Annotated in this window: 11 protein-coding genes; 4 read left to right on the top strand and 7 right to left on the bottom strand. The window is 70.8% G+C overall.

All coding sequences use genetic code 11. The annotated features are described in order from the left end of the window. Positions 1 to 44 precede the first annotated feature (44 nt). A complete protein-coding gene (locus MQP27_RS30140; protein WP_242769112.1) occupies positions 45 to 971 on the bottom strand; it encodes a DUF6807 domain-containing protein in 927 nt (308 codons plus the stop codon). Between the two features lie 95 nt (positions 972 to 1,066). On the opposite strand from MQP27_RS30140, the gene MQP27_RS51090 reads away from it, so the two are divergent. Beyond that, the gene (locus tag MQP27_RS51090) at positions 1,067 to 1,192 is read left to right on the top strand and encodes a hypothetical protein (RefSeq protein ID WP_278196691.1); all 126 of its coding nucleotides are present in this window, start codon (positions 1,067 to 1,069) and stop codon (positions 1,190 to 1,192) included. 41 nt (positions 1,193 to 1,233) lie between these two features. Here MQP27_RS51090 and MQP27_RS30135 read toward each other — a convergent pair whose 3' ends face one another. Continuing rightward, positions 1,234 to 2,853 carry a cellulase family glycosylhydrolase gene (locus MQP27_RS30135; RefSeq protein WP_443735758.1) on the bottom strand — a complete coding sequence of 540 codons (1,620 nt, stop codon included), beginning with the start codon at positions 2,851 to 2,853 and terminating at the stop codon, positions 1,234 to 1,236. Between the two features lie 184 nt (positions 2,854 to 3,037). Beyond that, a complete protein-coding gene (locus tag MQP27_RS30130) occupies positions 3,038 to 4,246 on the bottom strand; it encodes a hypothetical protein (RefSeq protein WP_242769111.1) in 1,209 nt (402 codons plus the stop codon). Between the two features lie 108 nt (positions 4,247 to 4,354). On the opposite strand from MQP27_RS30130, the gene MQP27_RS30125 reads away from it, so the two are divergent. After that, the gene (locus MQP27_RS30125; RefSeq protein WP_242769110.1) at positions 4,355 to 4,567 is read left to right on the top strand and encodes a hypothetical protein; all 213 of its coding nucleotides are present in this window, start codon (positions 4,355 to 4,357) and stop codon (positions 4,565 to 4,567) included. 10 nt (positions 4,568 to 4,577) lie between these two features. On the opposite strand, the gene MQP27_RS30120 is transcribed toward MQP27_RS30125, so the two are convergent. Both MQP27_RS30120 and MQP27_RS30115 read right to left on the bottom strand, forming a co-directional pair. Then, the gene (locus MQP27_RS30120) at positions 4,578 to 5,177 is read right to left on the bottom strand and encodes a TetR/AcrR family transcriptional regulator (protein ID WP_242769109.1); all 600 of its coding nucleotides are present in this window, start codon (positions 5,175 to 5,177) and stop codon (positions 4,578 to 4,580) included. Between the two features lie 22 nt (positions 5,178 to 5,199). Then, positions 5,200 to 7,260, bottom strand: a complete 2,061-nt coding sequence (locus MQP27_RS30115; RefSeq protein WP_242769108.1) for a galactose-binding domain-containing protein — start codon at positions 7,258 to 7,260, stop codon at positions 5,200 to 5,202. A gap of 192 nt (positions 7,261 to 7,452) precedes the next feature. On the opposite strand from MQP27_RS30115, the gene MQP27_RS30110 reads away from it, so the two are divergent. Next, positions 7,453 to 8,352 (top strand): aminoglycoside phosphotransferase family protein, encoded by a 900-nt coding sequence (locus MQP27_RS30110; protein WP_242769107.1) that lies wholly within the window; start codon positions 7,453 to 7,455, stop codon positions 8,350 to 8,352. Positions 8,353 to 8,359: 7 nt separating this feature from the next. Here MQP27_RS30110 and MQP27_RS30105 read toward each other — a convergent pair whose 3' ends face one another. After that, entirely contained in the window at positions 8,360 to 9,616 is a 1,257-nt protein-coding gene (locus MQP27_RS30105; protein ID WP_242769106.1) for an MFS transporter, read from the bottom strand. Between the two features lie 30 nt (positions 9,617 to 9,646). Then, the gene (locus tag MQP27_RS30100) at positions 9,647 to 10,327 is read right to left on the bottom strand and encodes a TetR/AcrR family transcriptional regulator (RefSeq protein WP_242769105.1); all 681 of its coding nucleotides are present in this window, start codon (positions 10,325 to 10,327) and stop codon (positions 9,647 to 9,649) included. Positions 10,328 to 10,380: 53 nt separating this feature from the next. Here MQP27_RS30100 and MQP27_RS30095 point away from each other — a divergent pair, with 53 nt between their 5' ends. Then, a complete protein-coding gene (locus MQP27_RS30095; RefSeq protein ID WP_242769104.1) occupies positions 10,381 to 11,496 on the top strand; it encodes an FAD-dependent oxidoreductase in 1,116 nt (371 codons plus the stop codon).

Genomic DNA, 11,496 nt, shown 5'->3' with positions numbered 1-11,496 from the left:
TCGGTCTGTGGGAAGGCCCCGCTATCGGCGGGGCCGGGCCTCGTTCACCACGGCAGGCCGTCGAGGTGGGCCGCGACGCGGTCGCGGTCCCAGGCGCCGTCGGCGACGAGGATCCGGTAGCGGTAGGCGAAGGAGGCGCCCGGTGGCAGCGCGAACTCCTCGAAGAACGCCCAGGAGAAGGCGACCGTCGGGATGGGTTCCGAGCGCACGAACCAGTGGGACTCGTGGATTGCCGTACCGGCGTCGAGGTTGTCGGGCGCGTGCGCGAAGACCAGCGTGGAGTGGCCGTCGACGTCGTCGTGCTCGGCGGTGTACGCGATCCAGGGGCCCTGACTGCCCATCAGTTTGTCGGCGTCCGCGTCGGACTCGGGGGCGTGGACGGTGCCGCCGGTGAAGTCGCGCGGGCCGCGCCACTGCAGGCCGGTGTATCCGGCGAGTTCGCGGCCCTCGGTGGTCGGGGAGCCGAAGACGAGCGGTTCGTCGCGGATGTTGGTGAGCCGGATCGACCAGTCCAGGGCCCAGGCACCGGCCTCCTCGTCGACGGAGTGCACGGCGATGCCGCGGCTTTCGCGGGCCCACTCCTCGCCGCCCGCGGCGATCCAGGTGAGCTCCTCGGAGAAGGCGAGCCGGTCGTCCTCGACGGTGAAGTCGCCGAAGCGGTCGTGTCGCATGGAACCGACTCGGTCCGGCAGCCGCACGTAACCCTGCCCGTGGACATAGCAGTTGCCGCCCCAGAAGTTCTGGCCGGACAGATGGCTCGCGGTCATCTGCAGGCCCTTGTGCCAGCGGTGGTCGCTGGGCCGGTAGCCGGTCACGGTGCGCCCGGCGAGGGTGCGTACCGGGTGCGCGTACGGTTTGCGCGCCTCGAACGGGTCGGGGTCGGGGCGGTAGACGTACCGGAAGATCTCGGTGCCGTCCGTCGCCGCGACCCCGACGTGGTCACCGTAGGCGTGAGTGACTCGGATGCCCATGCGCGCTCCTCGGGGGCCAGTGGGGTGGTCTCCGTGCATGCCGACGCAGGCCAGAAAGCGCTTGCGCCTGGAAGGCGACCCTAGGCTTCCGGGGAATGTCAGGACAACCCCTGTGCACCTGTGGAAGGCACGCCGGTCGCCCGCTGAGGGAGCACCGCACGACCATGGCCCTGTATCTGGCCTGTCTCGCGGACCAGCTGGCCGGGGGCGGCGAGGAGTAGTGACCGGCGGGGGCGGACTCTCCTCCCGCCGGTCGGTCACATCAACTCGCCTTGCATGCGCTCCCGTTGAGCGTGAACGCGGTCGGAGCCGTGTTGCTCGACCCCTTGCTCGCGATGAACCCGACGGTCACCGAACCGGCCGCCGGGATGGTCGTCGTGTAGGAGGCGGGGGTGACCTTCACCGCTCCGCCGTCCTGCGCCGCGGTGCCGCCCCACATGTTGCTGATGCTCTGCCCGTCGGCGAAGGCGAAGGCGAGCGTCCACCCGTTGATCGCGGCGGTGCCGCCGTTCCCGATCGTCAACTCGCCCTGGAAACCGCCCGGCCACTCCCCCACCACCCGGTAGCCGACCGTGCAGGACAGGGCCGGGGCCTTGCTCGTCGTGACGTTCACGGTGGCCGAGCGGGCCGAGCGGTTGCCGGCCGCGTCACGGGCGTAGACGGCGAACGTGTACGTCGTCTCGGCCGTGAGCCCGGTCACCGTGGCGGAGTTGCCGGTGGCGGTGGCGACCCGGGTCTCGGCGCCGTCCGCGACGCGCACGACGTCGTAGCCGGTGACGCCGACGTTGTCGGTGGCGGCGGCCCAGGTGAGGGTGGCGGACGTCGCCGTCACGGAGGAAGCGCTCGGGGTGCCGGGGGCGGTCGGCGCCTGGGAGTCGCCGGAGCCCGAACCGGCGTAGACCGTGGCTTCCTTGGCGGTCTGCGCGATGCCGTTCGCGCCGTTGAAGGCCCGCTGCCCCCACGAACTGAGCTGCGTGGGATCGAAGTTGAGGGCGAGGTCGAGGATCGGGTCGGTGTTGCCGCTCCAGGACCAGGCCAGGTAGCCGAGCTTCAGCTGCTGGGCCGTGGCCATCATGGTGTCCTCGTCCGGGTCGCCGTACTGGTCGGCGGGGCCGCCGAACTCGCCGATGAGGATGGGCAGTCCGGCGTCGACGAAGGCGTTGAGATAGTCGGTGACCTCGGCCGCGGTGTCGAAGACGCTGTACATGTGGATCGAGAAGATCAGGTTGCCGGTGGGGTCGGCGGCGTAGACCGACTTGGCGTTGGCCCGCATGACGCCCTGCCAGTCCTGGCCCCAGTTGGGCGCGTCCACCATGAGCAGGTGCTCCAGGCCGGCGTCGCGGAGCTTCTTCACGGCGGCGATGGTGGGGGCGGTCCAGCCGGCCGGATCGGTGTTGCCCCAGGGCTCGTTGCCGATGTTGATGGCGATGTAGTTCTCCTGGCCGGCGAGGACGTCCTTGAGGCCGATCCAGTAGTCGGCCGCCTCGTCGAGCGTGCCGGCCGCGCTGTCCTCGCCGTAACCGGTGGTGTCGTGGACCTCCAGTACGCAGATGAGCCGGTCGGCCTTGCACTGGGCGATCACGTCCGCCACGTCCGCCGCACTGTTCGCGCTCCAGCGGTGGCCGTCGGCGAGGACGACCCGGACCGTGTTGGCGCCGAGCGCCTTGATGTCGGCCAGCGACTGCTTGGTGCGGCCGGGGTACCAGGTGTGGGCGGCGTTGACCCCACGCATCACGAAGTCGTTGCCGTTGCCCTCCAGCAGCCGGCCCCCGCTGATGTGCAGCCCGGTGGCGAGGGCGCCGGACGACCGGGCCTGGGCGGAGACGGGGAAGGCCACGCCGGTGAGGACGAGCCCGAGCAGGGTCGCGAGGGCGGTCAGCAACCCGAGTAACGAGTGCTTTCGTGCCGTATTACTTGTCGTGCTTCTTGTCGTGCTTCTTGTTGTTCTCACTACGGCTCCAAGGAGTGAGTGCCAAGAAGTTCAGGGGATGGGAGCGCTCCCATGAAGCCACCTCGTCGAGTACACGTCAAGGCTCTGGGCTTGGCTCGGGCGCTCGGGCCGGGAGTCAGGAGAGGCCGAGCAGCGAGGCCAGCGTTCCGGTGAAGGCGGTCGCCGAGCGGTCGGCGTGCTCACGGATCCGTGCGGCGACGGCGTCCGCTCCCCCACCCTCCACGAGCTGCACGAGCCGGTCGAGGCGGCGCTCGTGGCCCTGCGCGGTGTCGGGGGCGGTGGTGAGGTAGAAGTCGGCCGCGTCGTAGGCGAGGTGGAAGACGTGCTTCTTCACCTGGCTCAGGGTGAGGTAGTCGTCGTGGGTGGTCGGGACCGGCTCGGGGGCGCCGACGCACAGGACCGGGGTGCCGGTGCCCCAGGCGTTGACGGCCAGGTGGTAGGTGTCCGTGATGATCAGGCGGTAGCGCGGGAGGACGCCGAGCAGGTCGCCGACGGTGGGCGTGCCCGGGCGGGCGGCGATGTCGCCGGCCTGCGCGGGGATGTCCCGGTCGAACCAGGGCAGCCACTCCAGCGGGGCCCCGAAGCGGTCGGAGACCTTCCGGCAGAGGCCGGGGAGCCAGTCGGGGATGGTGGAGCGGGCGCCGAGGAACACGCCGATCGCGCCGCCGTCCGGGACCTGCCGGGACCATTCCGTGGCCGGCAGGTGGCCGAGGTCGCCGGGGCGGGACAGCAGCGCCGCGTCCGAGCCGAAGTACTCGGTCGCAGGGTCCCTGCGCAGGTGTGCGATCTTGGCGGCGGAGAGCGGCTCGCGCATCCAGACCCGGTGGCTGCGCGTCATCAGGCGCGTGAACAGCGGGCCGTACTCCTTGTCCTCCAGGTCGGACTGCGTGTTGTGCAGAATCGTGCCGCCGTAGCTGAGGGTCCGGGAGAGGAGCTCGTCGGGCTGGTCGGAGAGCAGCAGGGTGCGGTGCAGCTGGGCCCGGGCGATGTCGCGGTCCTCTGCGAAGCCGAAGTCCAGCAGGCGGTTCGTGGCGTCCTGCTCCATGTAGTGCCGGGCGTGCAGGAAGTCGCCCCAGAAGACGACGGCGTCGTGCTCGCGCAGCTCGTCGAGGTGGTCGAACAGGGAACGGAAGCGGAACGGGAAGTCGGTGCCCTTCGCGCCCTCCCGCAGCTCGACGGTCTCCGGCAGGTGCAGGGTGTACCAGTTCGCGTCGACAGCGCCGCCCATGCGCCGGCGCAGGGACTCGAACGCCAGGTCCACCGTCAGCATCCCGGTGTTGCGGTATCCGATGTTCGGCGCGGTGATGACGGCGACGCGTGCCATGTGGCCCTTTCTCCCAGCCGGTGCGGGCACCGTCCGAGTGCCGCGCGGATCTTCGGCCAACCTACAGGTCGGCGGGGGCCGGCCGGTGCCCCGCCCCCGGGGAACCGATTGATCGCCGCGGACGTCCTGACGTACATGGCGCAGGGCGGAAGCACGATGGGCGAGGAGCCGACGTGGGCGGAGCTTCTGCTGACCTTCGCGATCGCGGGGGCGGTGCCTGTCGTCGTGGGCGGGACGGTGCTCCTCTCCCTGTTCGGCCTGACGATGTGGGTGACCGCGCCATTGCGGCGCCGCAGGCGTCCACCCGCGTCCGGCGGCTGACCGGACTGGCTCAGGCCCCGTCGTGCACCAGCCCCGCGACATGGGCCGTCACCGTGTCGAGGATGTCGGTCCAGGCCGACTCGTCGCCCAGGACGAGGTAGTTGAGGGTCAGCCCGTCGGTCATGGCGGCCAGGTAGCGGGCCAGCACCGAGACCGGGACCTGGAGGCGGAGGTGCATGCCGGTGCGCAGCTCGTCGATGAGGTCGGCGTAGGCGTCGACGTACAGCTCGTACTGCCGGCGGGCCAGGTGTTCGAAGCCGGGCTCGCGCAGGGCGTACTGCGTCAGTTCGTAGGTGAGCATGTGCTCGTCGGGGTGGGCGCGAACGTGGTCCCAGTACGCCTGGAACCCCGCGCGCACGGTGTCCACCAGCGTGTCCCTGGGCTTCAGTGCCTCCTTCACCACCGTCACCGAGTGGTCGGTGAGGGTAGTGATGACGGACTCGACGAGGGCTTGCTTGGAGTCGAAGCAGTAGTGGAAGACGCTCAGGGACACGCCGGCCTCGGCGGCGATGGACCGGGTCGTCGTCCTCGCGACGCCGTCCCGGGCCATCGCCCTGATCGCCGCCTCCGTCAGCTGTCTGCGCCGCTCGGCCGACGGCATGCGTGCCATGTGTGTCCTCGGGTCGGGTGCGTCAGGCGCTGTGGACGCCCACTTCGTAGAGCGAGTATCCCCAGTCCGTGCCGCGGTCGAGGCCGTGTACGCGAACGTAACGGGCCGGTGTCCCGCTGAACTTGGCCGTGTCCAGGCCGCCGTCGCCGGAGGTGGTGGACCAGACGGTCTGCCAGGTGGAGCCGTCCGTGGAGAGCTCGATCCGATACGACTTCCCGTACGCCCGTTCCCAGTCCAGCGTCACCCGGGAGACCAGGTTGGTGGAGCCGAGGTCGACCTGCCACCACTGGTCGTCGCTCCAGTCGCTGGCCCAGCGGGTGCTGTCGTCACCGTCGACGGCACGGCCCGGCTGGTAGCTGGTGAAGGGGTTCGACTCGGACGAACTGGCCGTCGCCGTCCGCCCGTTGGCCAGATTCACCGAGGCCTGGTGCTGCTCGGTCGCGCCCCAGGTGTCGAGGTAGGACTCGGCGCCCCGGAAGAGGTCGTCGACGACGTCCTGGCCGCCGACCTTGCGGATGTCCTCGATCCAGTCCGGGATCATGCCGACCATCGCGGCGCCGTCGGTGTTGTAGTCGAAGGTGCGCTCGCCGCTGGTCTGCCTGTCGATGACGGAGCCGCCGTCGACGCTCTTGAAGGGGTACGTCACCTTGTTCGCCGTGTCCGCGCCGCGCGGGGCGGGGTGGTCGCCGATGCCGTTGAAGTCGGTGCCGAAGCCGTAGCCGACGCCGTACTTGTCGCGCAGCGCCTTGGTGCGGGCGGCCTCCGCGACGAAGCCCTCGGAGCCGTGCATGTACTGGGCGACGAAGCCGCCGAGCGAGTAGACCCGCTCGGTCCAGTTCAGGTCCATCCAGCTGTGCGAGGAGAGCACACCGGGGTAGGAGTCGGCCTCGAAGATGTCCAGCGCCTGGCCGACGGCCTTGACGCTCATGTGGTCGATCTCCAGCATCATCTTGCGCTTCTCCATGGCGTGCACGGCGTACTCGCCGAGTTCGGTGAGCCCGCGCTTGTTGCACTGCGCGTCCGAGTCGTACGAGGGGACCTCCACGCCCGCCGGCAGGTCGTCCTCCGCCTCGGAGGTGGCGTTGCCGATGGGGTTGTCGTGCTGCGGGCCCGTGCACTTCTCGGTCTGCCAGAAGGTGCCGGTGGACAGGAACTGCCCGACGTTGATGGCCGTTCCGAGACCGCCCGAGTCGAAGCGGACGCCGCACAGCGCGTTGTCGAACTTGTGGCACAGGAACATCGAGCGCACGCCCAGCGAGTACAGCTCGTCCAGCCCCTTGTCGATGTCGGCCTTGCTGCACTGCGGGATGTCGAGGATCTGCTTGCAGCCGAAGGGCTCGGAGGTCTCCACACCGAGGATGACGGCGAGCTTGCCCTGCTTGATGACCTCGCGTGCCTGCGCGCTGTCGGTGACGATGCGGAACCAGCCCTTGCCGGTGCCGCCGTACATCTTGTCGATGTAGTCCTGGAGCGCGTACGTCATCCTGGCCTGCAGCCGGATCGAGGTCATCTCGTCGCAGCCGCGGTCCTTGAAGGGGTAGACCGAGCAGATCACGCCGTTGGTGACGAGGTCGTTGACCAGCACGCGCTGGCCGCCGCGCCAGGCCCGCTCGATCCAGGCGTAGTAGTTGGCCTGGTGGGTCATCGAGTCGTACGCCGGCCAGTCCTTGAAGGTGGGCCAGCCCACCGGGTCGTGCTTGCCGTCGCCGCCGTGGGTGATGTAGTCGAAGATCGCGAGCGTGCCGTCGGGGTAGTGCTCGGGACAGTCCTTGAGCGCGTCGGCGACTCCGGCCTCGGAGAAGACCTTGCCGCAGATCAGTCGCCCGCCGAAGGCCTCGTTGGAGAACAGGTGGTTGTGCGCGTCGACGAACCCGCGTACCTCGCCTGCGGAGTTGGTGCCCGTGAAGGGCTCGCCGGTGACGTTGACCTGGACGTCCGGGGTGGGGCGCGCGGTCGGGTTCCACCAGTCGGTGCCGGCCGCCGAACTCGGCGTGGGGCCGAGGACCACGGCCAGCACCAGGAGGAGCAGCGACACCACGGTGACGTTCTTTCGTCTGCGGTACGAGCGTCGGGTCTGCGTCACTGCCCACGTCCCTCGGTCGGCGGGATCGCGCGGTTGACCAACCCATGAGGTTGTCATGACCTGCGCAAGATATGCGACGAGGATCGGGGCGGGCGCCTTCCGAGTCAAGGGTCCGGGACGCTTGACCTGATAAATGGGCGCCGCCGAAAAACGATTGACGTGCGCCCGCGCCCAGCGGTCGGATGACACCCCATGACCACAGGCCGGCTCCATCCCGACCAGCACCCCGTCGACGAGGACATGGTGCGGCGGCTCGTCGCCGACCGGTTCCCTCGGTGGGCGGAGCTGCCTGTGCGGCGCTTCCCGTCCGGCGGCACGGTCAACGCGATGTACCGGCTCGGCGAGGACATGGTCGTACGGCTGCCGCTGGTGGCGGGCGGCGCGTCGGACGTGGCCCTGGAGCGGGAGTGGCTGCCGCGGCTCGCGCCCCTGCTGCCGACAGATGTGCCCGAGGTGCTCGCGGCCGGGGAGCCCGCGGCGGGGTTTCCGTGGCCGTGGTCGGTGTACCGGTGGCTGGCGGGCCGGAATCCCGAGGCGGGGGCATTGGCCGAGCCCCTGCAACTGGCCCGGGATCTGGCGGAGTTCGTCAGGGCGATGCGGGGTGTGGGGCTGCCGGGCGCGCCGCGGGCATACCGGGGCGGGCCGCTGGTCGAGCTGGACGCGGAGACCCGGGCCGCCATCGAGGAGTTGCGCGGGATCCCGGAGGAGGGGGTCGACTGCGCTGCGGTGGCCGCCGTATGGGATGACGCGTTGCGGGCGCCGGGCTGGGACGGGGATCCGGTGTGGCTGCACGCCGATCTGATGCCGGGGAATCTGCTGGTGGAGGGGGGACGGCTCACCGCGGTGATCGACTTCGGGTGCATGGGCGTGGGCGATCCGGCCTGTGACCTGTTCCCGGCGTGGAATCTGCTCACCGCCGACGCGCGGGCGGTCTTTCGCGAGGTGCTCGGCGTGGACGAGGCGATGTGGCGGCGCGGGCGGGGGCGGACGTTGTCGCAGGCGGTGATCGCGCTGCCGTACTACCGGAAGACGAACCGTGCGATGGCCGACAACGCGAGGTTCGTGATCCGGGAGGTGCTGGGCGACAGCTGAGAGGCCATCAGCGCTCGGACAGGACAACCGCCTTGCGGATTCCGGGACTCGCGGTGGCGATGACCGCCACGAGCAGGCCGAGCCCCGACAGGGCGAGGACGGCGACCCTGGGACCCATGCCGTCCAGCAGCACCCCGCCGATCAGCGAGCCGAGCGGAATGGCGCCCCAACTCACCAGCAGAACAACGCTCTTGACACGTGCGAGCATGTGGTCCGGGATGACCTTGTACTGGTAGCCCATGACGACCACGTTCCACACGGGGCCCACGAATGCCATCGCCGCCACCAGAGGTCCGAGAGCCAGCGGAGTCGGCACTGCGGCGATCGGGACGAGCAGGACGGCCCACAGCCAGGTCACGCCGATCGCCACGGTCCTGGGTGGGAGCCGGCGCTGGATCCACGGCGCGGCGAAGGCCCCGGCCAGGCCCCCGCAGCCGAAGAAGCCGAGCACCGCGCCGGTGATGCCGGCGGAGGCGCCCAGGTGCCGGGCCAGCACGATCAGTACGAGGGTCAGCGCCTGGAACATGACGTTGGCGAGGGCGGAGCAGACGACGCTGACCCGGATGAACGGCTGCCCGACCAGCCACCGAACGCCGGCACCCACCTCGCGCCACCAGGGAGCCGCGGGCCCGGTGCGCCGGACCCGGAGATCCGCGCGGATGCAGGCGAGAGTGGCCAAGGAAGCCACGTACGACAGCGCGTCGGCCAGGAAGGGCAAGGCGTGCGAGACGCCGTACAGCAGGCCGCCCAGGGGTGGGCCGGCGAGGCCTGCGCCCCGGGACTTGGCCTCCTGCTGGGCGAGCGCCGGGGTCAGCTGCTCGGGGCTGACGAGCGAGGGCAGGACGGACTTCTCGGCCACGCTGAAGAAGACGAAGCAGGTACCGCCGGCGAACCCCGCGACCAGCAGCCAGGTGTAGGTCAGCCGGTCCAGCCACAGCGCCACCGGGATGCTGCCCAGCGCCAGGACGCGGACCGCCTCGCACCACAGCATGACGCGCCGGCGGTCCAGGCGGTCGAGAACCGCCCCCGCGGGCAGGTAGAAGAGCAGATACGGCAAGGTGGCCACGAACCCGGCGACACCGGCCCGGCCCGGTGAGCCGGTCATGGCCAGGACGAGCAGTGGTACGGCGACGGTGGACGTGCGGGTGCCGAGGACCGAGAGCACCTGGCCGGACCACAGCAGGACGAAGTCCCGGTTGCGCCACAGGGATTCGGGCGCCGCCTCCGCGTCCCGGGGCACGGGCCCGGCATTCGTCTCCGCCACGTGCCCTCAACTCCCGTATGTCCCGGGGAACTACGTCAGTCTGGCGGCCACGGCGTCCAGGATCCAGTCCAGGCCGGTCACGAAGGACGTCTCGGCGTCCACGTCCGTGGCGTCGTGCACGAACCTGCTCAGCGCCGGGAATCGGCCCGTGGCCAGCATCTTCGTCACATGCGGGCCGGAGGCGCGCCGCCAGTCGTCCTTGGACATGCCGGTGGCGCGCTCGGCCCGCAGGCTCGCGATCTCGCGCCTGAGCGCACCGATGACGTAGGCGCTGACGGTGTCCACGGCGCGCACGACGGTGTCGATGTCGGCGAGGCCGTCCAGGGCGGCCAGCTTGGCCTCGGTCACGGCGAGGCCGTTCGGGCCCAGGGTCGGGCGGCCGCCGAGCAGGTCGGCCAGCCACTCGTGCCGGAGAACGGTCCGCCTGGTGCGGAGGGCGAGGACGCGCTGCGCCTCCCGCCAGTCGCCGGGCAGTTCCTCGGGGAGGATCTCGGCCTGCACCTCGTCCACCATGAGGTCGAACAGGTCCTCCTTGGTGGCGATGTAGCCGTACAGCCGCATCGGTCCCGCGTTCAGTCGGGCGGCGACCTTGCGCAACGACACCGCCTCGAGGCCGCCCTCGTCGGCCAGCGCGACGGCGGCGGCGACGATCCGCTCCCGGTCGAGCGGCACGGGGCGAGCCGACGGCTCCGGCCGGTCCCACACAGTCATGGACACATCGTACTGTTGCGATGCGGCGCATCGGGTCAATACAGTGTATCGACATGAGACATCGTATCGCCGTGGTCGGCGGCGGCCCGGCCGGCCTCACCTTCGCCCGTGTCATGCACCGCCATGGCCACCCCGTCACCGTCCTCGAACGCGACGCGGGGCCCGACGCGCGCCCCCCGGGCGGGACGCTGGATCTGCACGAAGGGCTGGGCCTGCTCGCGCTGGAGAAGGCGGGGCTGGCGGCGGAGTTCGAGGCGCTGTCGCGCCCCGAGGGGCAGGCCATGCGCATCCTGGCCCCGGACGGCACCGTCCTGCGCGACTGGCGGCCCGATCCGGACGAGCGGGCCAATCCCGAGATCGACCGCGGACAACTCCGTGACCTGCTGATCGGCCCGCTCGACGTGCGGTGGGGACGGGGGGTGACGCGCGTGGTGCCGGGGAGCAGGGACGGCGCGCGGGTCGAGTTCACGGACGGGCGGCAGGAGACGTACGACCTCGTGGTCGGCGCGGACGGCGCGTGGTCCCGGGTCCGTGCGGCGCTCTCGCCGGTGACACCGCACTACACCGGCGTCACCTCGGTGGAGACCTCCCTGGACGACATCGACACCCGCCACCCCGATCTCGCGCGGCTGATCGGCGACGGCTCCCTGTCCGTGTACGGCGTGAACCGCTCCCTCACCGCCCAGCGCAACAGCGGCGGTCACGTGAAGGTGTACGCCAAGTTCCGCGCGCCGCTGGACTGGCACGCGGATCTGGACCTGGCGGACGCGGAAGCCGTGCGGTCGAGCCTGCTCGCCCTGTTCGACGGCTGGGCCGCTCCCGTCCTCGAACTCCTCCGCCGCGGCACCACCTTCGTCCACCGCCCCATGCACACGCTGCCCGTGTCCCACACCTGGACCCACGTCCCCGGAGTGACCCTCCTGGGCGACGCCGCCCATCTGATGCCCCCGTTGGGCGTGGGCGCGAACCTCGCCATGCTGGAGGGCGCCGAACTCGCCGAGGCCGTCGCCGGCGGACCCGAAGATCTGGACGGGACCGTCCGCGCCTTCGAGGAACGGATGTGGCCGCGCGCCGGGAAGTGGGCGGAGTTCACGACGGCCGGTCTGGAGCGCCTGGTGAGCCCCGACCCGGCCGAGGCCATCGCCGTCTTCGACCGGGTCCAGGCGTAG

The organism is Streptomyces cylindrosporus, from assembly GCF_022698165.1.
Classification (GTDB): domain Bacteria; phylum Actinomycetota; class Actinomycetes; order Streptomycetales; family Streptomycetaceae; genus Streptomyces; species Streptomyces cylindrosporus.
Note: the sequence above shows the minus strand (reverse complement) of the source record. Positions and strands in the feature narration are given on the sequence as shown.